Annotated in this window: 21 protein-coding genes; 11 read left to right on the top strand and 10 right to left on the bottom strand. The window is 69.4% G+C overall.

Annotated elements, in window-relative coordinates; translation table 11 throughout:
• Positions 1 to 104: 104 nt before the first annotated feature.
• The 3 genes from DSX2_RS17330 (at position 105) to DSX2_RS00095 (ending at position 5,778) form a co-directional block, all read left to right on the top strand.
• Positions 105 to 2,786: a histidine kinase dimerization/phosphoacceptor domain -containing protein gene (locus DSX2_RS17330; protein WP_020878977.1), complete on the top strand. Its 2,682-nt coding sequence runs from the start codon at positions 105 to 107 to the stop codon at positions 2,784 to 2,786.
• Between the two features lie 55 nt (positions 2,787 to 2,841).
• Positions 2,842 to 3,678, top strand: coding sequence for a sulfite exporter TauE/SafE family protein (locus DSX2_RS00100; RefSeq protein WP_020878976.1), 837 nt, complete (start codon positions 2,842 to 2,844; stop codon positions 3,676 to 3,678).
• Positions 3,679 to 3,741: 63 nt separating this feature from the next.
• On the top strand, positions 3,742 to 5,778 hold the full coding sequence (locus DSX2_RS00095; RefSeq protein ID WP_020878975.1) for a cation:proton antiporter: 2,037 nt from the start codon (positions 3,742 to 3,744) through the stop codon (positions 5,776 to 5,778).
• Positions 5,779 to 5,808: 30 nt separating this feature from the next.
• On the opposite strand, the gene DSX2_RS00090 is transcribed toward DSX2_RS00095, so the two are convergent.
• Positions 5,809 to 6,423 (bottom strand): acyltransferase, encoded by a 615-nt coding sequence (locus tag DSX2_RS00090; RefSeq protein WP_020878974.1) that lies wholly within the window; start codon positions 6,421 to 6,423, stop codon positions 5,809 to 5,811.
• Between the two features lie 124 nt (positions 6,424 to 6,547).
• Positions 6,548 to 8,464: a 6-hydroxymethylpterin diphosphokinase MptE-like protein gene (locus tag DSX2_RS00085; RefSeq protein ID WP_035039902.1), complete on the bottom strand. Its 1,917-nt coding sequence runs from the start codon at positions 8,462 to 8,464 to the stop codon at positions 6,548 to 6,550.
• A gap of 269 nt (positions 8,465 to 8,733) precedes the next feature.
• On the opposite strand from DSX2_RS00085, the gene DSX2_RS00080 reads away from it, so the two are divergent.
• Both DSX2_RS00080 and DSX2_RS00075 read left to right on the top strand, forming a co-directional pair.
• Positions 8,734 to 10,008, top strand: coding sequence for a double-cubane-cluster-containing anaerobic reductase (locus DSX2_RS00080; RefSeq protein WP_020878972.1), 1,275 nt, complete (start codon positions 8,734 to 8,736; stop codon positions 10,006 to 10,008).
• A 2-nt stretch (positions 10,009 to 10,010) separates the two neighbouring features.
• Positions 10,011 to 10,865 carry an acyl-CoA dehydratase activase gene (locus DSX2_RS00075; protein ID WP_020878971.1) on the top strand — a complete coding sequence of 285 codons (855 nt, stop codon included), beginning with the start codon at positions 10,011 to 10,013 and terminating at the stop codon, positions 10,863 to 10,865.
• A 573-nt stretch (positions 10,866 to 11,438) separates the two neighbouring features.
• Here the strand turns inward: DSX2_RS00075 and DSX2_RS00070 are convergent.
• The 4 genes from DSX2_RS00070 to DSX2_RS00055 all read right to left on the bottom strand — a co-directional run bounded on the left by DSX2_RS00070 (position 11,439) and on the right by DSX2_RS00055 (position 14,036).
• Complete coding sequence (locus tag DSX2_RS00070) at positions 11,439 to 11,894, bottom strand: hypothetical protein (RefSeq protein WP_020878970.1); 456 nt, start codon at positions 11,892 to 11,894, stop codon at positions 11,439 to 11,441.
• Between the two features lie 88 nt (positions 11,895 to 11,982).
• Positions 11,983 to 12,837, bottom strand: coding sequence for a DUF364 domain-containing protein (locus DSX2_RS00065; protein WP_020878969.1), 855 nt, complete (start codon positions 12,835 to 12,837; stop codon positions 11,983 to 11,985).
• Positions 12,838 to 12,993: 156 nt separating this feature from the next.
• A complete protein-coding gene (locus tag DSX2_RS00060) occupies positions 12,994 to 13,404 on the bottom strand; it encodes a threonyl-tRNA synthetase editing domain-containing protein (protein WP_020878968.1) in 411 nt (136 codons plus the stop codon).
• 176 nt (positions 13,405 to 13,580) lie between these two features.
• Entirely contained in the window at positions 13,581 to 14,036 is a 456-nt protein-coding gene (locus DSX2_RS00055) for a universal stress protein (protein ID WP_020878967.1), read from the bottom strand.
• 326 nt (positions 14,037 to 14,362) lie between these two features.
• On the opposite strand from DSX2_RS00055, the gene DSX2_RS00050 reads away from it, so the two are divergent.
• Positions 14,363 to 14,839 carry a hypothetical protein gene (locus DSX2_RS00050; RefSeq protein WP_020878966.1) on the top strand — a complete coding sequence of 159 codons (477 nt, stop codon included), beginning with the start codon at positions 14,363 to 14,365 and terminating at the stop codon, positions 14,837 to 14,839.
• Here the strand turns inward: DSX2_RS00050 and thpR are convergent.
• The 3 genes from thpR to DSX2_RS00035 form a co-directional block, all read right to left on the bottom strand.
• Entirely contained in the window at positions 14,817 to 15,458 is a 642-nt protein-coding gene (gene thpR, locus DSX2_RS00045; protein ID WP_020878965.1) for an RNA 2',3'-cyclic phosphodiesterase, read from the bottom strand. The two genes, DSX2_RS00050 and thpR, sit on opposite strands and share 23 nt — an antisense overlap.
• Complete coding sequence (locus DSX2_RS00040; protein ID WP_236615048.1) at positions 15,458 to 16,039, bottom strand: CinA family protein; 582 nt, start codon at positions 16,037 to 16,039, stop codon at positions 15,458 to 15,460. The genes thpR and DSX2_RS00040 overlap by 1 nt, the downstream gene beginning before the upstream one ends.
• A 127-nt stretch (positions 16,040 to 16,166) precedes the next feature.
• Positions 16,167 to 17,267 carry a hypothetical protein gene (locus DSX2_RS00035; RefSeq protein ID WP_020878963.1) on the bottom strand — a complete coding sequence of 367 codons (1,101 nt, stop codon included), beginning with the start codon at positions 17,265 to 17,267 and terminating at the stop codon, positions 16,167 to 16,169.
• Positions 17,268 to 17,536: 269 nt separating this feature from the next.
• Between DSX2_RS00035 and dapF the strand changes: the two genes are divergently transcribed.
• The gene (gene dapF, locus DSX2_RS00030; protein WP_020878962.1) at positions 17,537 to 18,385 is read left to right on the top strand and encodes a diaminopimelate epimerase; all 849 of its coding nucleotides are present in this window, start codon (positions 17,537 to 17,539) and stop codon (positions 18,383 to 18,385) included.
• A 45-nt stretch (positions 18,386 to 18,430) separates the two neighbouring features.
• Here the strand turns inward: dapF and DSX2_RS00025 are convergent, their stop codons facing one another.
• Positions 18,431 to 18,853, bottom strand: coding sequence for an acyl-CoA thioesterase (locus tag DSX2_RS00025; protein WP_052014655.1), 423 nt, complete (start codon positions 18,851 to 18,853; stop codon positions 18,431 to 18,433).
• 161 nt (positions 18,854 to 19,014) lie between these two features.
• On the opposite strand from DSX2_RS00025, the gene DSX2_RS00020 reads away from it, so the two are divergent.
• From DSX2_RS00020 to DSX2_RS00005, 4 genes are all read left to right on the top strand, one after another.
• The gene (locus tag DSX2_RS00020) at positions 19,015 to 19,332 is read left to right on the top strand and encodes a carboxymuconolactone decarboxylase family protein (RefSeq protein WP_020878960.1); all 318 of its coding nucleotides are present in this window, start codon (positions 19,015 to 19,017) and stop codon (positions 19,330 to 19,332) included.
• Positions 19,333 to 19,579: 247 nt separating this feature from the next.
• A complete protein-coding gene (gene hisI, locus DSX2_RS00015; RefSeq protein WP_020878959.1) occupies positions 19,580 to 19,954 on the top strand; it encodes a phosphoribosyl-AMP cyclohydrolase in 375 nt (124 codons plus the stop codon).
• Positions 19,951 to 20,832, top strand: coding sequence for an ATP phosphoribosyltransferase (gene hisG, locus DSX2_RS00010; RefSeq protein ID WP_152512784.1), 882 nt, complete (start codon positions 19,951 to 19,953; stop codon positions 20,830 to 20,832). Before hisI ends, hisG begins: the two co-directional genes overlap by 4 nt.
• A 397-nt stretch (positions 20,833 to 21,229) precedes the next feature.
• The gene (locus DSX2_RS00005) at positions 21,230 to 23,305 is read left to right on the top strand and encodes a cache domain-containing protein (RefSeq protein WP_020878957.1); all 2,076 of its coding nucleotides are present in this window, start codon (positions 21,230 to 21,232) and stop codon (positions 23,303 to 23,305) included.
• Positions 23,306 to 23,772: the final 467 nt, after the last annotated feature.

Here is a 23,772-nt window from a genome sequence, read left to right as displayed (position 1 = left end):
TCCCTTGGCTCGCGGTGGGAATACGCTCCGTTGAAATATCATTAGCACAAATCATCGAATCGTATAAATTGAAATCGTCGTGTCACGCATGCCACGGAGGGGCTATGTCCGCCAGGGACCTCTCGCAGGGGACCGGTTCCGCGACCCGAGTAGGCCGCATCGTGGGCAGCCTCCGCTTCCGGCTGCTGCTCATCATTGTCTGCGGCCTCGTGCCCATCGTGCTCGTGACGCTCTCCGCCCGCCGCGAGATGCGCATCTCCGCCGAGAACGACGTGCTGCACGAGGCCGAACGGCTGGCCGACTCCGTGGCCTTTGCCGAGCACCAGTTCGTGGAGGGCGTGGAACAGTTCCTGATTACCCTCTCACGCACCCCGCAGGTCGCGGACAAGGAGGCGAACGCCTGCTCCCTCCTCTTCGCCGAGATGCGCGAACGCTACCCGCGGTACTCGGCCATCCGCCTCCTCTCCCCGTCCGGCCACACGGTCTGCGCCTCCTCCGCCGAGCCGCGCGCAAACGACGTCTCCGAACGCGCCTGGTTCCGGGAGGTCATGCGCACGGGCCGCTTCACGAGCAGCGAATACCGGCTCGACCCGGCCACGGGACGGGCGGAGATCAACTTCGCCCTGCCCCTGACCGACGACGCGGGCTCGGTCTCCGGGATCCTGGCCGTCTCGGCCAGCCTGGACGGCATCCTCGCGGTCATCGGCAGGATCTCCCTGCCGCCCGATTCGAGCCTGACGCTCCTGACCCCGGACGGCACCATCCTGGCGCGCCATCCGGACGGCACGGCGCTCGTGGGGCAAAACATCGCCGACACCAAGCTCTTCAGCGGCATCCGGAACGTCGCGGGCCGGGGCGCCTTCGTGGCCCAAGGGCTCGCGGCCGGCAGATACCTCTTCGCCTGCTCGCCGCTCAAGATCGGCGCAAGCTCCCTGGACGTCTGCATCGGCCGCCCGGAGGAGCAGGCCTTCGCGGCCATGGGCGCGCGGCTCACGCGCTACAACCTCCTCTTGTGCCTGGTCGCGCTCCTGTCCATGGCCGTCATCTTCGTGGGCGGCGAAGTCTTCGTCTTCCGCCAGGTCTCGGCCCTCATGGCCGCCGTGCGCAGGCTCGGGGGAGGCGACCTCACGGCGCGCACGAACCTCCCGCCCGGCCAGGGCGAGATCCACCGCCTGGCCAGGGCCTTCGACGAGATGGCCGAGCGGCTGGCCGAGGAGATACGCGAGCGGCGCCTGGCGGAGGAGGGGCTGCGCCTGCACACGGAGCGGCTGGAGATGGTCAACTCCATCGCCTCGGCCAACCTCTTCGAGCTCACCCTGCAGGAGTTCCTGGACCACGTTCTGCGCCGCATCGCTGACTTCGCCCCGGGGATGCGGGCCAGCTACTCCGTGGTCGACAAGGACGGGACGCGCTCGGTCATCGCCTGCTCCGCGCCCGAAGGCATGGCCCCACTCGCGGGCGGCAGCTTCGACCTCAACGCCGCGCCGGACTATCTGGCCCTGCTCAGGCAGAACGACGTGGTGGCCGTGAGCGACGTGGCCGCCTCACCGCCGCTTCGGCCCTTCGCGCACGAGTTCGCGGCCCAGGGCACCGTGGCCCTGCTCGACGTCCCGGTGCGCCACGACGAGGGGCTGCACGGCCTCTTGAGCCTCAACGCGCCCGTGGAGCGGGAATGGACGGAGCGCGAGCGTGCCGTGCTCTCGGGGGTGGCGGAATTCCTCTCCGTGGCCGTGCCCGCCCTGCTGGCCCGCGACGACCGCGCCCAGGCCCGGCGCGAGCAGGCCCTGCTCTTCACCCTCTCCCCGGACCTGCTCTGCATCGTGGACACGGACGCCAGGCTGCGCCAGATCAACCCGGCCTGGGGCAAGGCCCTGGGCTACGAGGCCGAGGAGCTGCTGGGCCGCGGCTGGCGCGACACCGTCATGGACGAAGACGCCTTCCTGGCCTCCTCTGCCACGGCCAAGGTCCTGCGCGGCATCCCGGTCTTCCAGGTCGAGGTCCGCCACAGCTGCAAGGACGGCACCACGCGCTGGATCGCCTGGAGCGCGCAGCCCCTGCTCGACGCGGGCATGATCTTCTGCATCGGCCGCGACATGACCGAGCGCAGGGCCTACGAGGAGCAACTCAGGCGCTCCCTGGAGGAGAAGGACATCTTGCTGCGCGAGATCCACCACCGGGTGAAGAACAACCTGCAGATCATCTCGAGCCTCCTGAACCTGCAGTCCGGCGGCATCGACGATCCGGGGCTGCAGGAGATCTTCGCCGAGAGCCGCAACCGCATCACCACCCTCGCCCTGGTCCACGAGAGCATCTACCGCTCCCACGACCTCGCCCGCGTGGACTTCGCCGCCTACCTGAAGAACCTCGCCTCCCGCCTCGTGGCCTCGTTCCAGCGCGGCTCGAGAATCTCCCTGGCGGTCGATGCCCAGGCCCTCTCCCTGCCCATGGACAAGGCCATCCCCTGCGGGCTGATATTGAACGAGCTGATCACCAACGCCGTGCGCCACGCCTTCGTGGGCCGCGCCGGAGGCAGCCTGCGCCTCAGGATGCGCCGCGAGCAGGAGCAGATCGTGCTCAGCGTGTCCGACGACGGCGTGGGCATGCCCGAAGTGGCGGACATCTCCGAGGCCAAGTCGCTCGGGCTCATGCTCGTGCGCGGCCTCGTGGAGCAGCTGAAGGGCGACGTGTCCATCGAGCCCGGACAGGACGAGGCCGGGGAGAAGAGCGGCACGCGCGTCACCCTGTCCTTCCCAGCGGCGGGAGCGGAACTGCTCGCCGCAGAGTGAGGCCCGGCGGTTCCCTTTCCCGTCCCGCCGCGCTACTACACAGCGTATGGCGCACATGGACCTCGCGCAGGCGCTCGGCTTCATCCTCCTGGGCTTCGGCACCGGGGCGTACGGCACGCTCATCGGCGCGGGCGGCGGCTTCGTGCTCATGCCGCTGCTGCTGCTCCTCTTCCCGAACGAGCAGGCCGACGTGCTGACCAGCATCTCCCTGGCCGTGGTCTTCTTCAACGCCGCCTCGGGCACCGGGGCCTACGCCTCCATGCGCCGCATCGACTACCGCTCCGGCCTGGCCTTCGCCCTGGCCGCCACGCCTGGCGCGGTGCTCGGCGCGCTCGGCACCGGGCTCCTGCCGCGCCGCGCCTTCGACACCATCTTCGGCGCCCTGCTGGTGGCCGGAGCCGTCTTCCTCATCATGCGCTCGCCGCGCCCCGGGTCGCAGCCCCGGGCCAGGACGGAGGGCGAGGGCGGGCACCTCACGCACAGGCGCATCGTGGACAGCCAGGGCGTGGTGCACGAATACGCCTTCCCCCTCAGGCGCGGGGTCGTCATCAGCGTCTTCGTGGGCTTCGTCTCGAGCTTCCTCGGCATCGGCGGCGGCATCATCCACGTCCCGGCCATGATCTATCTCCTGGACTTCCCCGTCCACGTGGCCACGGCCACCTCGCACTTCGTGCTCATGCTCATGGCCCTGGCCGGAACCCTGACCCACGTGGCCATCGGCTCGTTCCACCACGGCCTGGAGCGCACGCTCTACCTATCCATCGGCGTGCTCGGCGGGGCGCAGGCCGGGGCCTACCTCTCGAACCACATCAAGGGCCGCTTCATCATCCAGAGCCTGGCCCTGGCCCTGGCCTTCGTGGGGGCGCGCATCCTGCTCCTCGGCCTGTCCTGAGAACGGCCCGGCCCCGCCGATTCGTCTCGACACCCGGCCGGGGCCCACGTACAACTCGCTCTCATGGACGTTCTCGGACAGCTCGTGCTGCTCATCTGCGCCGCGGCGGCCGTGGTCTTCGCCTGCCGCATGGCCCGCGTGCCCACGGGAGTGGGCTACCTGCTGGCGGGCATCCTGTGCGGGCCCCACGGCCTGGCCCTGATCCGCGACCCCCACTCCATCGAGCTCCTGGCCGAGCTCGGCGTGGTCCTGCTGCTCTTCACCATCGGGCTCGAGTTCTCGGTCAAGCGGCTGGCGACCATCAAGCGCCTGGCCCTGGGCGGGGGGACCGTCCAGATGCTGGCCACCGCGGCGCTCGGCATCGTGGTGCTGCTCGTCCTCTGGCCGAACCTCCTGCTGCGCCAGGACGTCTTCATCGCCTTCCTGGCCTCGCTCTCCTCCACGGCCGTGGTCCTGAAGCTCCTGAAGGACAGGGGCGAGGCGGACCTGCCCCACGGCAACGCGGCGCTCGGCATCCTCATCTTCCAGGACATCGCCGTGGTGCCGCTCATGCTGCTCACGCCCATCCTCGCGGGCACGGGCGGAGGCGGCTTCCTGGGCGTGGCCGAGGACCTGCTCCTGCTCCTGGCCAAGGCCGGGCTGCTCGTGGGCCTGACGCTGCTGCTCACGCAGCGCCTGGCCCCGGCCGTGCTCACCCGCGTGGCCCGCACGCGCGACCGCGAGCTCTTCCTCATGGCCGTGGCCGCCCTGTGCCTGGGCGTGGCCTTCCTCAGCTGGAAGCTCGGCATGTCGCTCGCCCTGGGCGCCTTCCTGGCCGGGCTGGTGATCGCGGAATCGGACTACGGCCATCAGGCCGTGGCCGTGGTCATGCCGTTCCACGACCTGTTCATGAGCTTCTTCTTCATCTCCGTGGGCATGCTGCTCGACCTGCACTTCATGGCCGCGAACATCGGAATCGTGCTCCTGACCGCCCTGCTGCTCAGCGCGGGCAAATCCCTGACCGGCACGGCCGCGGGCCTCGCGGCCGGGCTCGGGCTGCCCGCCGCCCTGCTCACGGGCCTCTCCCTCTTCCAGGTGGGCGAGTTCTCCTTCATCCTGGCCCAGGGAGGGGTGGCGGCCGGGCTGCTGCCGGTCGAGGCGTACCAGATCTTCCTGGCCGCCGCGGTGCTGACCATGATCGCCACGCCCTTCGTCATGAGCGCCGGGGTCCGCATGGCCCGGGCGCTGCGCCGCACGCGCCTGCCCGGCCTGCTCGCCGGGCACGGGCTGGCCACGCCGCCCGAAGGCACGGAGCGGCTGCAGGGCCACCTGATCATCGTGGGCTTCGGACCGGGCGGCCGCCAGATGGCCCAGGCCGCCGAGCTCTGGCGGCTGCCCTACGTGGTCGTCGAGGGCAACCCGGACACCGTGCGCGCGGAGCGCGAGGCGGGCAGGCCCATCTTCTTCGGCGACGCCACCTCCGAGCACATCCTCGAGCACGCGGGCGTCACGCGGGCCCGGGCAGTGGCCGTGACCATCTCGGACCCCGCGGCCTGCCGGGGAATCGTCTTCGCGGTGCGCGACCTGGCGCCCGAGGTGCTGATCGTGGCCCGCACGCCCTACCTCGGCGACGTGGCCGAGCTCAGGAGGCTCGGCGCGGACGAGGTGGTGGCCGCGGAGTACGAGGCCTCGGCCGAGGTCCTGGCGCGCGTCCTGGCCGCCTTCCTCGTGCCCGAGGAGGAGATCTCCTCCTTCATCAAGGAGGTGCGCGCCGAGGGCTACGAGATGCTGCGCAAAACGGTCGGGCCCGACGGCAACGAGAGGGCCGGGCACGTGGAGCTCTACCTGCCCGGGGTGCGCACCCTGCGCCTGACCGTGGCCCGGGGCTCGGCCGCGGACGGCAGGAGCCTGGCCGACCTCTCCCTGCGCAAGCGGCTGCAGGTCACGGTCCTGGCCATGCGCCGCGACGGCGAGGTGCTGATGCCCCCGCCGCCCGCCCGGCCCCTGGCCCCGGGCGACGTGCTGCTGCTGGTGGGCGCCACGGGCGCCGTGAACGAGGCCCGCGGGCTCTTCTGCGCCTCCGACCGGACATGCGAGGCGGCCGAGGCCACGGCCCCCTGAAGATCCCGTCCGGGCGGGCCCGCCGTCCGGCTACCTCTCCCTCTCTCCGACCTGCCGCAGCCCGTGCGGCGCGGGTTCGTGCGCCGTGCCGCAGACCGGGCAGACCAGCGATGCGTCGAGCCGTTCGCCGCAGGCGCAGACCCAGCCGATGCGCCGCGCCGGATTGCCCACCATCAGGGCGTGGTCGGCCACGTCCTTCGTCACCACCGCGCCCGCGCCCACGAAGGCGTGCCGCCCGATGGTCAGGCCGCAGACGATGGTGCAGTTGGCCCCGAGCGTGGCGCCCTGCCGCACCAGGGTGGGCGAGAGCTCGTGCATGCGCGGGATGCGGCTGCGCGGGACCCTGACGTTGGTGAAGACCACGGACGGCCCGCAGAAGACGTCGTCCTCGAGCGTCACGCCCTTGTAGACCGAGACGTTGTTCTGGATCTTGCAGCCGTTGCCCACGCGCACGTCCGGTCCGATGACCGCGTTCTGCCCGATGGTGCAGCCGCCGCCGATGCGCGTGCCGGAGAGGAGGTGCGAGAAGTGCCAGACGCGCGTGCCCGGACCGATGACCACGTCCTCGTCCACCACGGCGCTTTCATGCACGTCCGCCGAGAATCGGGCCTCCTCGGGAGAGGGGTCCTGCGTGCGGGGCTTCATGCGTTCCTGCCTCCTTCCGTCCGTCGCGCTCGGGGCGCGGGCCTGGATTTGGGGGATGATGCAGGAAAGGAGTCGCAGCGGCAAGGCCGCGCCGCGGGAAGCGGGCCGCCTCGGGCCGGGCCGCTCACCCCAGGCGGCCGATGCGCTCCAGCTGCCCGGCCAGGACGCGGCAGAAGCCGCGCGCCATGGCCGCGACGTTGTCGAAGTAGTAGACGAGCCCCTCTGCCCGGCGCAGGAGATAGGGCACGCCCCCCGGAGCCCCCCCGGGCGCGGCGAAGACCAGGGCATGGAAGCGGGGGTGGCTGAAGTCCGGGTAGCGCTCCAGCAGCCCACTGACCGTGTCCTTGTCGAAGGTGCCGAGGATCTCCATGGCCTTGTTCACCATGGACGGCAGGTCGTTGCCCAGGCTGCCCGGCATCGCCACGCCGGTCCCGACCAGGGCCTGGGCGTCCACGAGGGCCGCGTGCAGTTCGGCCGAGGCATGTCCGGCCGTGAGGGCGATGGTGCGCCAGCGGAACATCTCCGCGGCCGCGTGCGCCAGGACCCTGGCCCTGTCCACGGCCGGGGGCGGCGTCTCCGCCAGCCCGGCCAGGCGCGCCGCCATGCCGGGAGAGTCCGGCACCTCGGGCTCCTCCTCGAAGGTGACGCCCGCGCCGCGGATGATGCTCTCGGCCGTGGTGTTCACGCACGGCACGCCCTGCGCGCGGATCTCGTCCAGCAGCCAGAGCGCGGCGTCGCGGAAGTTGAGCGTGGTGTAGAGGCGGCCGGTGGGCGTGTCCACGGGATAGAGCTGCGGCCAGGCCCCGGTCAGGGGCCGCTCGGGCCGCTTCGCGCCGTCCGCGCCCCCGCCGAACACGTCCGAGGGCGTGTAGCCGAGCTTCCAGGGGTCGTTGCCCGAGAGCTGCGCGCCGACCAGCACGCAGCGCGCGCAGCCGAGCCACGCGGCCAGGGAGTAGGCCGCGGTGATCACCGAGCCGTGCACGCGCAGGCCCGGCCGCTCGCCGAAGACCTCGGAAAAGACGTTGCCGAAGAGGAACGTCCTGTCGAAGCGGTCCTCGCCGAGCGCGCACAGGCAGTGCGCCACCAGGGTCGAGGGCACGCGCTCGGGCAGGCGGTCGAAGAAGGCGCCCGCGGCCATGGAGCTGTCGTTGATGACCGTGAAGTGCGGATGCACCCCGTTCTTCAGGAGCACGGGCAGGGCGCGGTGCACGGCGATGATCACGGCGCGCTCCCGCAGACGGCGCAGAAGCGGCAGCCTGCGCTCCATGTCCGGCCCGGCGGCCACGAGCACGGCCGTCTCGCCCGCGAGCGCGTCCTTGAGCGCGGCGATGGAGGGATGGCGCAGGTAGGCGGACAGGTTGGCGCAGTAGTGCAGCTGCTGGTCGTACATGGCCCCGCGCTTGATCTCGCGCAGCGGCAGGCTCCGCTGGCACTGCTGCCCTTCCACGGGATAGACGCGGCTGCGCCAGAAGAGGAACTCGATCTGCTCCACGAGGCCCGCGACGTACTCCGGCAGGGCCCCGGCCAGCCCCTCCTGGACATAGAAGACCGGAAATCCCGCGGCGAAGGCCCCCTCGGGGACGAGGGCCGCGAGCGGCGTGGGGAACTCGGCCGGATCGCCCAGGAAGACGCAGCCCTTGCGCCGGGCCAGGTCGCGGGGGCGGACGCGGTCCAGGAACTCGCCCAGGACCTCGGCGGAGGGCTCGAAGAGCAGGGTCAGGCAGTCGCCGCGCGCGAAGAAGGCCTCGAACTCCGGGCTGTCCGCCGCGCCCAGAAAGACGATGAAGCGCGTCCTGGCCGCGACCTCGTCCGGCCCGAGCCCGGCGGGCAGGATCTCGAAGAGCAGGCGCGAGGCGTCGGCCCAGGGACGTTGCAGGCGGGGATTCTCGTAGGCCCAGACCGGCGTGTGGTCGTGGAAGATATGGCGCGGAACGCGCCGCCCCGGCCGGGCGAGCGTCTCCTCGGCCTTGACCAGCACGCCGAGGCTGCCCAGGGCCTCGAGCTTGGCCGTGAGCCTGCCCGTTGCCGGTGCTTCGCGCATGTCGTGTGTCTTTTCCGTTTCCATACGGTCCGGTGCCGCCGGGCACCGCCCGCACGATATCCGTTTTGCCTCCCCCTGAAAACCCTTCGAGCGGCAGGCGTCCGCGGCCCAGCCCGGCAGGGGCGACAGGCCCGTTCCCCGCTCCGGATTTATCGGAAAAATCGATCGGTCCTCTCTCGAAATTTGGCAATAAACGATTTGTCTTGGCCGTGGGGCTCCGTGAGACTGGGCGATCCAACCGCCACCAGTCGTCACAACCGGAGGAAACGATGGCCGCGAGCTACAACGAGATGTGGGAGAAGCTGGACCTCGACCTGGATGCGCACAACGCGCTCCTCGAGGTCCTGGGCAAATTCTACGGCGACATCTACATGTCGCAGCAGGGACGCCTCAAGGGCGCGGAGTATCTCGACTTCGTGCTCTCCGAGGTGCACGGCCTGCGTATCAAGGAGCTGCAGGACGAGAAGGCGAAGGGCAAGAAGATCGTGGGCACCTTCTGCGTCTTCGTGCCCGAGGAGCTGACCCTGGCCGCGGACGCGGTGCACGTGGGGCTGTGCTCCGGCGCGGATGCGGGCCGCGAGCAGGCCGAGACCATGGTGCCGCGCAACACCTGCGCCCTGATCAAGTCCTTCATCGGCTTCAAGCTGGCCAAGCTCTGCCCGTTCACCGAGTCCTGCGACATGATCGTGGGCGAGACCACCTGCGACGGCAAGAAGAAGGCCTACGAGGCCTTCGGCAAGGTGGCGCCCATGTACGTCATGGAAGTGCCGCAGCAAAAGCGCTCCTCTGACCGCGAGCTGTGGCGCGCCGAGGTCTGGCGCTACAAGGAGGCCCTGGAGAGGCTGACCGGCAGGAAGATCACCACCGAGAAGCTGCGCGAGGCCATCAGGACCGTGAACGCCAAGCGCCGCGTCCTGCAGCGCCTGAACGCCCTGCGCGCGGCCGATCCCGCGCCCATCTCCGGCCGCGACGCCCTGCTCATCAACCAGATCAGCTTCTACGACGACCCCGTGCGCTTCACCGCCAAGATGAACGAGCTGTGCGACGAGCTCGAGGCGCGCGTGGCCGCGGGCGAGGGCGTGGCCCCCAAGGGCGCGCCGCGCCTGCTGCTCTCCGGCTGCCCCATGGCCGTGCCCAACTGGAAGGTGCCCTACGTGGCCGAGTCCACCGGCGCCGTGGTCGTGGGCGAGGAGTCCTGCATCGGCACGCGCAACTCGCGCGACCTGGTGGACGAGTCCGGCGAGACCGTGAACGACATGATCGAGGCCCTGGTGGACCGCTACCTGCGCATCGACTGCGCCTGCTTCACCCCCAACGACGAGCGGCTGGACAACATCGCGGCCGAGGCCAAGGCCGCCCATGCCGACGGCGTGCTGCACTACAGCCTGCTCTTCTGCCAGCCTTACACCCATGAGGCCTTCAAGGTGGCGAAGAAGCTCTCGGACGAGAAGATCCCCATGCTCGCCGTGGAGACCGACTACTCCATGGACGACGTGGAGCAGCTGAAGACGCGCATCGGCGCCTTCGTGGAGACCCTGGACTAGCCGTGGCGAAAACGACGCACGCGCGGGTCCGCGAGGCGCGCGGCCCGAGGGTCCTCGGCCTGGACATCGGCTCGCGCTCCATGGAGCTCGTGGCCCTTGCCGACGGGGCGGAGGTCTCCCGGGCACGCCTGCCCACGACCTTCGACCCCGCCGCGCAGTGCCGCCGCCTTCTGGCAGACGAGCTGGCCGCACACGAGGCGGGCGCGGGCCCGGCGCTGCTCATGGCCACGGGCTACGGCCGCGAACTGGCCGGAAGGCTCGACCTGCCCTGGCCCGTGCGCCAGGTCACCGAGATCACGGCCCACGCGCGCGGCGCCCGCTTCCTCGTGCCCGAGGCCCGCGCCGTGCTCGACATCGGCGGCCAGGACACCAAGGCCATCGTGCTCTCCGAGGCGGGCCGGGCCGAACGCTTCGAGATGAACGACCGCTGCGCCGCGGGAACCGGCAAGTTCCTCGAATACACCGCCCAGGCCTTCCAGATCCCGGTGGAGGAGTTCGGCGCCTACGCGCTCAAAGGCTCCAACCCCACGCCCATCGGCAGCATGTGCACCGTCTTCGCCGAGACCGAGGCCACGAGCCTCATGGCCCAGGGCAAGCGGCCCGAGGACATCGCCCTCGGGCTGCACCTGGCCATCGCCCGGCGCAGCGCCGCGCTCCTGCGCCGCGTGTCCGCCGCAACGCCCGTGGCCTTCGTCGGCGGCGTGGCGCGAAACCCCTGCGCCCGCGCCCTGCTCGCCGCGGAGCTCGGCACCGAGCAGGGCGCGGGCCTCCTCGTGCCCGACGAGCCCGACTTCTGCGGCGCCCTGGGCGCCGCCCTGCTCGCCGCCGAAGCCGTGGTCAAGGCGGCGGCAGAGTGAGAGAAGAGTAAGACTGCCTCCGGCGGCCAGGGAGGGGCTCCGCGCCCCTCCCTGGACCCACCCCCCGCGAGGGGGTCACCCCCTCGACCCGCCTTCGCACGCGATACGCACGGACGATGCACCCGGGGCTGCCTGGGCGTGGAAGGCCTGTGTGGCTGGTACGGTCGTGCGCCGCGGCCGGACGGGAAGATCGGGCCGTTTTTTTCGCCGTCCGGCGAAAAAAACGGCCCGCGCCATCTCCTTTGCCTTTGAAAATCCGCGCGAGCGCCTTTGCAGGCTCAGGCAAAGGAGAAGGGGAAGAGGTTCTACAGGCGGGCTTTCGTTCGTGGGTGAGGGGTTCGGGGAATCTTCCCCGACGGCGACCGTACCCGGGATTTTTTCCGCGCGCTTTGGCGCGGGGAAAAACCCGGGCACTTCAATTCTGCTGCCCCTCACGCCCAGGCTTCGTCTGCCCGGCCTGCCCAGATGCCGCAAGCGAAGCGGGTCCAGGCTCAGCCTGGCGCGGGGTGGGTCGTGACGACCACGTCGGGCGGGGGCGCGCAGCCCCCGCCCTGGCCGCCGGAGGCATCCGGGCTACTTGCCCGCCGCGGTCCGGTGCCAGACTTCGGTGCCGATCTGCCCTTCCTCGTCGGTCTGGTAGAGCCAGTGGCCTTCGAGGGTGTCGCCCTTGACTTTGAACACGGCCAGTCCGGCGTCTTCGCCGGAAGGGCCCTGGAAGGCGAGGCTCAGGGTCTTGGCTTCCGGATCGTAGAGGCCGACGCCGAAGTATTCGCCGCCGTCGATGATGCCGTCGAAGGCGTAGCCGTCGCCGCGTTTGTGCAGCTGCACCTGCCCGGTGTAGGACGGCTCGGCCGTGGTCTTCAGGCCGGGTTCCCAGCCGCTGACGTCCCAGGTGCCTTCGAGGGCGTCCTTGGGGGCCGGGGCAGGCTGGTTCTGGGCCGCTGCGGCCGGAGAGGCCAGGAGCAGCAGCCCGAGGCAGAGGACGGAGAGGATGATGCGGAAGATTGCGGGGATGCGGGAGAGCGGCATGCGCTTCCTCCGGAAAGGATGATTGTTCGTTCCGACGCCCGGCATGTACCCGGAAGCGGGGCCGGGCGCAAGGGGAGCCGCTGTGTCCTCAGGCCTTGGGCGTTCGCGAGAAGAGATAGGCGCGCACGCCGGGCAGGCCGTACCAGTAGCCGCGCGACTGGAGGAACTCGGTGCGGAAGTCTTCCGTGGTCGGGAAGGTCATGGCCATGAGGTCGGTCACGCCCATGTCGAAGAGCGGCCCGGGGAAGACGGAGGTGCTCGGCCCGAAGAGGACCTTGTGCCGCGCCCTCGGTGCGGCGCGCAGGATGTTCCGCAGGTCCTGGTGCACCGCGGCGTCGCCGAGGATGAACAGGGTGTCGGCCTCGGCCAGCACGGCCTCGCGCTCGCCCACGCCGACCACGGCGACGTCCGGCGCGGTGCCCCGGGTGTCCAGGACGGAGAAGTCACCGCGCGGCGCGTCCTCGATGACGGTCACGCGGGCGGAAGCCTCGCGCACGACCGCGACCTCCCACGGCGGGTAGCCGACGAAGGCGACGCGCCCCTTCTCGGGGACGAAGGCGGCCGGGTCCCAGGGCTCGGTGAGCAGGTCCGAGCAGCGCACGCCGAGGCGGCCGGGCAGGGAGGGGTCCGAGAAAAGCGGCGCGGAGAGTGCGTTGAGCGTCGCCGCGGCCAGGGAGCGCGAGAAGGGCCCCGCCGCGCAGGTGAGCAGGCTTTCGGCCGCGCCCAGTGCGTCGCAGCCCACGAGGGAGGCCACGGTCTCGGCCCTGCCGAGGCTCAGGCCGTTATGGCAAATGCCGCGGCCCTGCGTGCCGTCGGGAAAACGCACGGTGACCAGGGTCCAGGGCGTGGCCAGCCTGCTGGAGGCGGTGGCGGCGACGTCCTCGATGACGGCCGAGATGTCCGCCGTGCGCAGGCTGGAGATGATTCCCGAGTAGAGGTCCATGGTCCTCTCTCTTCCGCCCCGGTCATCCCCCCGGTCCGGGGCGGGTTTAGTCGTTCGCCGCCGGACGCCGTCGAGGGTCCGGCACCCGGTCGTGCGAGCGGCCGGGGCGCACGCCGGAGACGCGGCTCAGGCTGTTCCGGCCGCGCCTCCCTGGCCTCAGATGTCCTTGAAGACCTTGGCCAGGGACTCCCCGGAGACGTGCATGCGCCATTCGTTGAGCCAGCCGAAGGGGGTCTCGTGGACCTCGTAGTCCACGGACTCGAGCCGGGCGCGCACCTCGTCCATCAGGCCGCGCGCGAACCCCGGGTCCGCCTTGCTCGCGGAGAGGTGGCCGAAGGAGTGCAGGACCACACGCCTGGTGGAGAACTTGCCCGCCAGCCACTTGATGTTCTTGAGCGTCTTCTGGAGCACTGCCGCCTTCCGTCCGGCGTCATGCTCCTCGCACTGGTAGAAGACCACGGCGGCGGCGCTCACCGAGAGTTCGCCCGGGGCCTCGCCCGCCTCGGGCAGGGTCTTCCGGAAGGGCTTGGACCAGAACTCCGGTCCGTAGAACATGAGCAGCTTCACGGATACCGTTTCCTTCCCGCCGAGGGTCCCCGACGGGGGGGCCTCCCCCGAGAGGGAGACGAAATGCGTCCGCCAAGGGGATGCCCCTTGGCGGCTTCGGGCACGGGGTGCGATCCCGCGCGGGCGTGCCAGGCCCGCGCGGGTCGGAAGATACTTGGCCGCGCTACCCGGCCGCGCTACTCGCTCTCGTAGTGTTCGGGCCGGACCGTGAGCACCGGCATGGAGGCGGACTTGACCACCTTCTCGGCCACGGAGCCGAAGAGGATGCGGTCGATGCCCTTGCGGCCGTGGGTGCCCATGATGACCAGGTCCACCTTGTCCTGCTTGGCCTGGTTCAGGATCTCCTCGGCAGCGTAGCCGGTGACGACCTCGCCCTTGGCCTGCACGCCCTGGAAGTGCTCCTCGAGGAACTTGGCCATGGTGGCGTCCGCGCCGGAGACGATGTCCTTGACGAAGTTCTCTATGGAGCTGGGCGGGACGTGGAAGCCCACGTACTGGGAGAGCGACGGGGCGACGTAGAGGACGAGGACTTCGGCCCCCGTCTTCTTGGCCAGCATCCCGGCGTACTCCGCCACGATGGGGCTGGCCTCCGAGAAATCGACTGCGCACAGAATACGCTTGATCTCCGCCATGACACACCTCCTGGCCGCTCAGGGCCTCACTGAAAACAGACAATACAACGTCGGTCGATCCCGTGAATATGGCGGCTCCGAGCCGCTTTACCGACTTAGCCTATTTTTTGCCAGATAGCCCACTGATAGACAAGGGCTTTCTTCGTGCGTATCGTGCTTGTGTCGGAACAGGTTCGGGCGGGCGGCACAATCGGCCGCCCCGGGGCGGGGGGAAAAAACTTCCCGCGGCCTCCTAAAGAAATTTCACGATGTTCCGATAGGTTAGAAAATTGACGGGTTGGCAGGATTTTTGCTCGTCCCTGACCAAACCGGAAGAGGAGATGGCCATGAAGATCACCAACGATCCCGTTAGCGCCGTCGAGCAGCAACAGGCGGAGCAGAAGACCCAGCGAGCCAACCAGGGGAGCGGCTCGTTCGGGGATCTGCTGGCCCAGGAGCTGTCGGGCGAGACGGTCTCGACCCAGGATGCGGCGGCCACGCCCCCGCTGGGGATCAATCCGCTGCTGCTGGCCAGCGCGCCGGCCGTCGAGCAAACTCAGGCGGAGCCACAGGTCATGGAGAGCCTCGACAACATCATGAGCGACTGGGAAGACTATGCCGGGAAGCTGGACGCGAACAGCGACGGTTCCGAACTGAAGGAAGCCTACAGCAAGCTCGAGCACATCGGCGGCGAGATCGAACGTCTCAAGGCCGAGAACCCGAACATGGCCGAGACCAACCCGGGTCTCAAGTCCGTGGTCGACGAGATGGAAATCCTGAACGTCACCGAAACCTACAAATTCAACCGGGGCGACTACATCTAGGGCCCGGCCCGAGAGCAGGAAACTCCGCAAGACGCGTGTAGGCGGGACCGCCCCCGCCCAGCACGCTCCGCCACAGCACCATCTCGCGCACGACGCAGGCTGGCCAACGCCTGCGCGCCGCCTCGCGCAGACATTCCGTCACGTCTTCCGCCGCATTTCCCCCCGCCGTTTTCCGGGCCCCCTCCGTCGTCCGGGTGCGTTTTTCCCGGCGCTGATCCCCTTTGACCCGAGCCAGGGTCAGGTGCGGCGAAAATTTCCGCTCCTCCGGCGCGAAGCCGAGCGGCGCGAGCGCTACCTGCACGCTTTCGGCGAGCCTGCGGCACTCCTCCCCTCCCTCGGCCAGGCCGATCCAGGCCACGCGCGGCCGCAAGAGGTCGGGAAAGGCGCCCGCCCCGCCGCCGCGCAGGGTGAAGGCCTCCCAGGCCACGCCGCGCAGGGCGCCTGCGAGCTCCTCGACGCGCGCCTCGTCCACCTCGCCCAGGAAGCGCAGCGTCAGGTGCCAGTTGCCGGGCCTGGTGAAGGAAAGGCCCGCGAGGCCGCGCCTGCGGCAGGCGGCCGCCAGGTCGGCCAGGCCGTCCTGGTACTCCTGCGGCAGCGCCAACCCCACGAAGAGCCGCATCAGGTCCCCTCGGCGGGCGCGGCGGCTTCGGCCGCCTCCTCGAGCAGGGACAGCACGCCGGACAGGGCCGCAGCGGCGCTGGCCGCCTTGACCGCGCCGCGGTCGCCCGAAAAGGAAAAAAGCTCCTGCCGTTCGCCGCCGGGCCAGCTCCAGCCTATCCAGACAGTGCCCACGGGCTTGTCCGGGGTGCCGCCGGTGGGTCCGGCCACGCCCGAGACGCTCACGCCGACCTGCGCGCCGAAGGCGGCGCGCACGCCCGCGGCCATGGCCCGCACGGTCCCGCGGCTGACCGCCCCCTGCGTCGCCAGGACCTCGCCCGGCACGCCGAGCAGCCGCTCCTTGATCTCGTTGGCGTAGGCCACCACGCCGCCCGGATACCAGTCCGAGGCCCCGGAGACCGAGGTCACGAGATGGCCGATGAGGCCGCCCGTGCACGATTCCGCCGTGGCCAGGTTCCAGTGTCGGGCGCGCAGGAGCTCTCCGAGCCGAAGTATCTTCTTTTCGTCCATGGACCGCTTGTAGCCCGGACGGGGCGGCGCGGCAATCGAGCCGCCCGGGTCTGCGGCCATCGTCTCGGCCATCGTCTGGGCCATCGTCTGGGGGAGCGGGCGGATGCGGGGGACAACCGCCGGGGATGCGCTCGGGGATGGGGCGGCTATCCGACGGCGCAGGGCGTGGATCGAGAGCCCGGCCTCTTCGCCGCGGTCTTCATTCAGGCCGCGCAGGAGCGGACGTGCCCCCGGGAGCGGATGCCGGAGGCTTGGCCGAAGGCGCGGGCTTGGCGGCGGACGGGGCCGGTGGAGGCGGCGCCGCGGGCGCGGGCGGCGGAGGGGCCGCAGGGGCCGTGGACGGTGCCGGGGCCTTCGGAGGAGCGGGGGTGCCGGGTTCGGCCGCGGGGGCCGGAGGCACGGCGGCGGGCTTCGGCGGGCCCTCTTGGGCGGAGAGCCTGAGATTCAGGCGCCGCGCGGATTCCAGCGGGGGGAAGAGCAGTATCTCGACCAGCGAGGCGGGCTTGTCCGGCGCGAGCTGCAGGCTCAGGGTGCCGGGCCGCTCGAGGAAGGTGCGCACGGCCTGCGAGGCGTTGGCCAGCACGATCTTGTCCTCGGGCGTGGTCGCCTTGCCGGTCCAGTCCTGGATGTCGCGGTCGATGATCCCGGCCAGGGCGCGGCGGTAGGCCAGGGGATCGGCGCCCAGCCGCCTGGCCTCGCGGGCCAGCAGGCGGTCGGCCAGGGAGTGGTCCACGTAGGTGGCGGTCAGCCTTTTCAGCTGGATGAAGACCGCCTGCACCGAGAGCGTGGGCCCGATGCTGTCCGGCGGCGGCAGGTTCAGGAGCGTGCCCGAGAGGTGCAGGGTGCAGAGCGCGGGCGCGGAGAGCTCGAGGCTCTTCAGGGTGAGGCCCGAGGTGAGCGGATCCCAGACCGCGTCCACGGCCGCTGCCGCGCGCAGGTCCCCGGGTGCGCAGCCGAGCAGGCCGGACAGCCTGGCCGCCTCGTCGGGCTCGGGCGCGATGCCCACGAGATCGACGTAGAAATGGTTCTCCCCGGGCCGCCGGATGTAGGCCTTCTCGGCCGTGAAGACCACGACCGGATCCTCGGAGGGCACGGCCACGCGGACGTCGTAGAGGATCACGCTGCGCTGCAGCAGGTTGACCGAGAGCCCCTGCCAGGTCAGGCGGGCATGGGTCGAGATGCGTGCGGCGAGGGTCTGCATCTCACGGCGCGCCGCGTTCTCGGAGGCGTAGCGAAGCCCCCACCAGACAGCTCCCAGGAGCAGGAACAGCAGCAGCAATGCCGCGGCGAGACGTTTCACGCGGCCTTCCCGAGAGCTTTGCGGCACGGCATTGCAGGCGTCATCGCCTTGCGCTGCAGGGATTTCTTCACTCGCACGCTCCAAATCAGAGGCGCGCTCCAGCCGCAGCAACACGGCTCTTCGCGCGCCCCCATTCCCGCATCTTTACCCCAAGGCACCCCCTGGGGCAATGGCCCGGGGCCTCTTCGCCCATCTCAAACCCCGTCCCCTCGACACCCATCGGGCGCTGTAGTAAATTAAGCAGATATTCTTCGCCCAACGGAGCAGCAATGAATTTCACCTCTTCCGCCACGATCCCCTTCTTCAAGATGCAGGGAACCGGCAACGACTTCGTGGTCATCGACAACCGCACGCTCAAGTATCCCCGCGAGCGCATGGCCGACTTCGCGCGCGCCGCCTGCCACCGTGCCTTCGGCGTGGGCGCGGACGGCATATTCTTCCTCGACCTGCCGAACGGGCGCAGCGACGTGGACGTGGTCTGGGACTTCTACAACGCGGACGGCTCGCGCGCCGAGATGTGCGGCAACGGCTCGCGCTGCGCCGCGCGCCTGGCCCACCTCCTGGGCATGGCCCCGGCGCACCTGCGCCTGGGCACGGACGCCGGGGTTGTCGACGCCGAGGTCTTCGAGGCCGAGCACGAGGCCCGCGTCAGGCTGACTGCGCCCCTGGGCCAGGAGCTGAACATTTCCCTCGAGCTCGAGGGCGGCGAGAAGCTGACGGCCCACTTCGTGAACACGGGCGTGCCCCACACCGTGATCTTCGTGGACGACGTGAAGTCCGTGGACGTGGCGCGGCTCGGCCGCGCCGTGCGCTTCCACACCCGCTTCGCCCCGGCCGGGACCAACGTGAACTTCGCCCAGGTCACGGGCAAGGGCTCCGCGCTCCTGCGGACCTACGAGCGCGGCGTGGAAGGCGAGACCCTGGCCTGCGGCACGGGCGCCTGCGCCACCACGGTGCTGGCCCACGCCCTGGGCCTCACCGGCCCCGAGGTGGCGGTCACCACGAGCGGCGGCCAGGAGCTGACCATCACCTACGCGGACGGCGCGGTCTTCCTGCGCGGCAAGGCCGAGATCTCGTTCGCGGGCGAGCTCGACCCCGTGAGCATCGGCCTGTCCTGATTCCCGACTGCCTGCCGGGAGCCGGACGCGGGCTTTCCCCGCGCCTCAGCCCCGGCGGCGGGCCGCGCGCGACTCCCGGCGCCAGGAGGCCTCGTGCATCCTGCGCTCGTCCTCCGCGTCCTCGGGCACGAGCGGCGGCACCCCGGCCGGGCGGCCGTTTTCGTCCAGGGCCACGAAGGTCAGGAAGGCCGAGGCGATGTGGCGCACCTCGCCGCTCAGCATGTTCTCCGCCTCCACGCGCACGCCGCACTCGAGCGACGTGCGCCCCACCCCGTTGACCGAGGCCTTGAAGCTCACGAGCTCCCCCACCTGCACCGGGGAATGGAAATCCAGGCGGTCTATGGAGGCAGTGACCGTGTTCATGCGGCAATGGCGCATGGCCGCCACGGCCGCGGCCTCGTCTATCTCCTTCATCAGCACGCCGCCGTGCACGCTGCCGTACGGGTTGGTGTCCTGCGGCAGGATCATCCTCGCCTGCTCGAAGCGCGAGGCGGAAACGGTCCGTCCCTTCTCCTCCACCTGAGCCCCCTTTCCGGCATGCCTAGCCGGGTCACGTTTTTTTCTGTATCCTAGTTCATGGGACCGATTTCGTCATGTCCACAGACACTCAGCCGAACGCGGAGGCGAACATGGAAAAGAAGGACAAGCCGCCCAAGCACTACCGCAAGATAGCGGAACGGTATCCGGCCTTCATGGACGCCGTCCAGGCCCTGGGCAAGACCGTGCAGGAGATGGGCCCCCTGGACGCCAAGACCGTGCGCCTCATCCAGCTCGGCGCGGCGGCGGCCTCGCTGTCCACCGGCTCGGTGCAGAGCCACGCGCGGCGCGCCAGGGAAGCCGGGGCCAGCCGCGAGGAGATCGAACACTCGGTCATCTGCCTGACCTCCACGCTCGGCTTCCCCAACGTGGCCGCGGCGCTCAACTGGATCGACGAGGCCCTGGACTAGGCACCCCCGCCGTCCATGCCCAGGGGGGGAGGGCCCGGCCCTCCCCTTCCCCGTCCCCCGCACGGCGCCCGCCTCCCGCCGTCCGACAGCGGCGCGCCGCAGGACCGGTCCGGCCGAGGGTCGGGCCGCGTAACGAAAACGTCATACTCCCCCCGTTCCCGGCCGCTTGCGCCCCATGCGGAAACACGTTATGCGAAGCGTCTTTCGTGCCTTTCGTACATATTTCGACAATGACGCGGAGCGCTCAATGAAGCCTGATTTCGCCAAGTGCGGGGGGTTGGTCCCCGCCATCGTGCAGGACATCGAGGACGGAGAGGTCCTCATGCTCGCCTACATGAACGAGGAAGCCTGGGACAAGACGCTGGAGACCGGCGAGGCCCACTTCTACAGCCGCAGCCGCAACACGCTGTGGCACAAGGGCGGCACCAGCGGCCACGTGCAGAAGGTGCACAACGTGCGCCTGGACTGTGACGCCGACACCGTGCTGCTGATCGTCGAGCAGGTGGGCGGCGCCGCCTGCCACGAGGGCTACCGCTCCTGCTTCTACCGCGAGATCGTGGGCTCGGGCGAACCCGAGATCGTCTCCGAGAAAGTCTTCGACCCCAAGGAGGTCTACAAATAATGTCCAAGGACAAGCTCAAGCTCGGCATCCCCAAGGGTTCGCTGCAGGACGCCACCATCAAGCTCTTCGCCAAGGCCGGTTGGAAGATCAACCCGAGCCACCGCAACTATTTCCCCGAGGTCGACGACGCCGACATCTCCTGCGCCATGTGCCGCGCCCAGGAGATGTCCCGCTACGTGGCCGACGGCACCCTGGACGTGGGCCTGACCGGCAAGGACTGGATCATGGAGAACGAGTCCGACGTGGTCGTGGTCTCGGACCTGGTCTACTCCAAGGTCTCCAACCGCCCGGCGCGCTGGGTCCTGGCCGTGGGCGGCGACTCGCCCTACCGCAAGCCCGAGGACCTGCAGGGCAAGAAGATCGCCACCGAGCTCGTCGGCTTCACCAAGCGCTACTTCGCCGAACGCGGCATCAAGGTCGACGTCGAGTACTCCTGGGGCGCCACCGAGGCCAAGGTCGTGCAGGGACTGTGCGACGCCATCGTCGAGGTCACCGAGACCGGCACGACCATCAAGGCCCACGGCCTGCGCATCATCGAGGACGTGCTGATCACCAACACGCGCCTCATCGCCAACAAGACCGCCTGGGAGAACCCGGAGAAGCGCACCAAGATCGAGCAGATCAACATGCTGCTGACCGGCGCGCTCGAGGCCGAGAAGCTCGTGGGCCTGAAGATGAACGTTCCCGAGGACAAGGTCGACGCCATCATGCAGACCCTGCCCGCCATCACCGCCCCCACCGTGGCCCACCTCTACAAGTCCCCGTGGCTGTCCGTGGAGATCGTGGTCGGCGAGTCCGTGGTCCGCGACCTCATCCCCCAGCTCGTGGCCGCAGGCGCCAAGGGCATCATCGAGTACAGCCTGAACAAGGTCATCTAGACCGCTTCATCGCCATACGCCTCGAAAGAGCCGGGCCCCGCGAGGGACCCGGCTCTTTTTTCATGCTCCGATCTTTTTCCATTTTTCGTCAGCCCTCTCCAGCAATCTCTGCATCTCCCGACGAATTCCCCGCCCCTGTACGAGAGGACCACCTGCGGACCCGATCTTCACGTCCGATGCGGGATTCGCGGCATGCCGCCGATTGAGTCGCCGTCCCTGCGCGAGGCGTCCTTCGGTCTCGTGCGGCATGATGCTACGGCGTTCATCTCGAAAATCCAGCATTCCATTTTTTGTAAAATTGACCTATAATAAAACCTATCTCGTTAGGGGGTAATACAAAAATTGTTATATGGAAACACAGCATGTGGCGCAACATCGGGATAACCTGCTCCAGGCCATGCCGGAAGTTTCCGGTTATATCAGGACGTTCCGCTCCATCAACAAGCGCTGGGACGGCGCCATCACCGCGGGCATGATCGAGACCGGGCGCATGGATTCGGACGCCGGCAGGCTCTTCGGCCCGCTGATCCAGGACATGGGCTCCACCCGCTCCAAGTACAGCGAGATTCAGCGCCGCCTCGTGGACGCGATCCTCTACGAGATGGCCAAGAAGGTCGTGCTCGAGATCACGGACGCGGCCAAGTTCACCATCAACATCCTCAAGCGGAACCTATACGAACGCACGGCCGACGTCGGCTACCTGGCAACGGACGCCGAGATCGTGAGCTTTCTGAGGCGCGTGCGCGACGCCTCGGACGACGACGCGGACGGAGAGGCCGCGGCCTGCTCCGAGACCCTGCGCAGGCGGCTCGAGGACTACCGCCACGAGTACACCGTCTACGACGAGATCCTCATCCTCGACACCCGGGGCAGGATCTGCTCGAGCCTCGCGCGCGGCGAGGCCTACGGCAGGAAGTCCGCCGACCCTCTGCTCGCCGAGACGCTGCGCATCGAGCGCATGCAGGCGCAGGACAAGTACCTGGAGACCTTCAGGGGGACCGACCTCAGGCCCGGCAAGGGCGAGACCCTGCTCTACTCCCAGACCATCAAGGACCCCGACACCCAGGAAGCCCTCGGCGTCCTCTTCCTCTGCTTCGATTTCAAGGACGAGATGGAGCGCATCTTCAGCGACCTGCGCCAGGGCAACGACCTCATGCGCGTGGCCGTCCTCGACGAGGGCGGGCGGATCATCGCCGGAAACGATCCCCAGACGCTGCCCCTCGGCCTCACCGTGCCCGTTGACGTCGAGGCCGAATTCCGGCTGCTCGAGTTCGAAGCCAAGCCCTATCTCGTAAGCACCGTGGCCACGGACGGCTACCAGGGATTCTACGGCCTCACGTGGTACGGCATGGCCATGATCGGCACCGCCGAGGCCTTCCGGCACGGCGGGGAGAACGGCGGCCAGTCCTCCGGATCACAGCTGCGCAACTTCTCGCGCGACCTCACCGCCATCAAGAACGAATCCGACGACCTCCTGGCCGACATGAAGCTGGACAGCCTGAACGGCCAAGTCAAGGCCGCCAAATTCAAGGCCGACGGCTTCGTCGAGGTGCTGCGCTTCGTCAACTGGATCGGCGACGAGATCGACGGCCTCTTCTTCGACGCCATCAAGAACCTCCAGCAGACCGTCGTGGACGCCCTCTTCAACGACGTGCAGTTCCGCGCCTTCCAGGGCAACAACATCGCGGACCGGAACCTCTACGAACGCGCCAACGACGTCTGCTGGTGGGCCCTTACCCCCCTCTTCCGCTCGCTGCTCGCCCGCCATGCCGAACGCGGGCTCGACGCCGCCGAACGCGAAGCCCTGACCGGCAACCTGCAGTACATCAACAACCTCTACACCCCCTACCTGCGCCTCCTGCTGGCCGACGCCGACGGCGTGGTCGTGGCCTGCTCCACCCCCCCGGACGGCCTGAACGAACGCTTCACCGACCAGGACCTGCCCTCGGGCCAGGACTTCGTGGGCATGAAGCTCGACCCGGCCCTGGTGCACAGGGCCATGGGGCTCAGCACGAGCAAGGACTACTGCGTCTCCGCCTTCGAGCCCACCCCGCTCTACGGAGGCAGGCCCACCTACGTCTACAGCACGGCCGTGCGCGCCCAGTCGGCCGGGGAGCCGGCGGTCGGCGTCATCCAGATCGTCTTCGACGCCGAGCCGCAGTTCATGGCCATGCTCCTCGACGCCCTGCCCCGCAACGAGATGAAGCAGATCGTGGACGGCAGCTTCGGCGTCTTCGCCGACCGCGGCAAACGCATCGTCTCCTCCACCAGCCCGGACTACCCCGTGGGCAAACGGCTGAACCTCTCCGACCGCTTCTTCCACCTCGACAACGGCGAACGCGAGTCCGCCGTCGTGGAGATGGACGGCCGCGCCTACGCCATGGGCGCCCAGGTCTCCTCCGGCTACCGAGAATACAAACGCGGTGACGGCTACGACAACGACATCCTCTGCCTCGTGTTCGTGCCGATCTAGGAATGCCTCCGGCGGCCAGGAAGGGATCATCCCTACGGAGTCCCCGCCCCTTCCTGGCCCATCTCACGCGAGGGAGGCACTCCCTCGACCCGCCTTCGCCCGCGAAGCGTCGCCCGATGGATCCCGAGCCGCCCGGGCCGAGGCCCGGTACGCTGCTGGCTGTGGAGGGGGAACGGACCGGATTTTTCTTCCCCGCCGCCTCCTTTGACCATGACGATGCCGACGGACGCTTCTGAAGGCTCAGGGCAAAGGAGATGGCGAAAAAGGAGGACGGGATTCCGTCGCTCTCGGGGGATCAAGGGAGCGGCCTCCCACGCCCGGGCGACGCCCCGCCCGTTCGTCCGCCTGTCCGTCGCGAAAGGGGTCCAGGCTCAGCCTGGCGCGGGGTGGGTCCAGGGCGGGGGCGCGCAGCCCCCGCCCTGGCCGCCGGAGGCATTCCTCTTCTCGTGTGACGTCCGCAAAATACG

Origin of the sequence: Desulfovibrio sp. X2, from assembly GCF_000422205.1 — a bacterium.
Taxonomy (GTDB): Bacteria; Desulfobacterota; Desulfovibrionia; order Desulfovibrionales; family Desulfovibrionaceae; genus Alkalidesulfovibrio.
Note: the sequence above shows the minus strand (reverse complement) of the source record. Positions and strands in the feature narration are given on the sequence as shown.

Coding starts and splice junctions, on each gene's coding strand:
- DSX2_RS17330 (WP_020878977.1), top strand. CDS start 105: ATGTCCGCCAGGGACCTCTCGCAGGGGACCGGTTCCGCGACCCGAGTA.
- DSX2_RS00100 (WP_020878976.1), top strand. CDS start 2,842: ATGGACCTCGCGCAGGCGCTCGGCTTCATCCTCCTGGGCTTCGGCACC.
- DSX2_RS00095 (WP_020878975.1), top strand. CDS start 3,742: ATGGACGTTCTCGGACAGCTCGTGCTGCTCATCTGCGCCGCGGCGGCC.
- DSX2_RS00090 (WP_020878974.1), bottom strand. CDS start 6,423: ATGAAGCCCCGCACGCAGGACCCCTCTCCCGAGGAGGCCCGATTCTCG.
- DSX2_RS00085 (WP_035039902.1), bottom strand. CDS start 8,464: ATGCGCGAAGCACCGGCAACGGGCAGGCTCACGGCCAAGCTCGAGGCC.
- DSX2_RS00080 (WP_020878972.1), top strand. CDS start 8,734: ATGGCCGCGAGCTACAACGAGATGTGGGAGAAGCTGGACCTCGACCTG.
- DSX2_RS00070 (WP_020878970.1), bottom strand. CDS start 11,894: ATGCCGCTCTCCCGCATCCCCGCAATCTTCCGCATCATCCTCTCCGTC.
- DSX2_RS00065 (WP_020878969.1), bottom strand. CDS start 12,837: ATGGACCTCTACTCGGGAATCATCTCCAGCCTGCGCACGGCGGACATC.
- DSX2_RS00055 (WP_020878967.1), bottom strand. CDS start 14,036: ATGGCGGAGATCAAGCGTATTCTGTGCGCAGTCGATTTCTCGGAGGCC.
- DSX2_RS00050 (WP_020878966.1), top strand. CDS start 14,363: ATGAAGATCACCAACGATCCCGTTAGCGCCGTCGAGCAGCAACAGGCG.
- thpR (WP_020878965.1), bottom strand. CDS start 15,458: ATGCGGCTCTTCGTGGGGTTGGCGCTGCCGCAGGAGTACCAGGACGGC.
- DSX2_RS00040 (WP_236615048.1), bottom strand. CDS start 16,039: ATGGCCGAGACGATGGCCGCAGACCCGGGCGGCTCGATTGCCGCGCCG.
- dapF (WP_020878962.1), top strand. CDS start 17,537: ATGAATTTCACCTCTTCCGCCACGATCCCCTTCTTCAAGATGCAGGGA.
- DSX2_RS00025 (WP_052014655.1), bottom strand. CDS start 18,853: ATGATCCTGCCGCAGGACACCAACCCGTACGGCAGCGTGCACGGCGGC.
- DSX2_RS00020 (WP_020878960.1), top strand. CDS start 19,015: ATGGAAAAGAAGGACAAGCCGCCCAAGCACTACCGCAAGATAGCGGAA.
- hisI (WP_020878959.1), top strand. CDS start 19,580: ATGAAGCCTGATTTCGCCAAGTGCGGGGGGTTGGTCCCCGCCATCGTG.
- DSX2_RS00005 (WP_020878957.1), top strand. CDS start 21,230: ATGCCGGAAGTTTCCGGTTATATCAGGACGTTCCGCTCCATCAACAAG.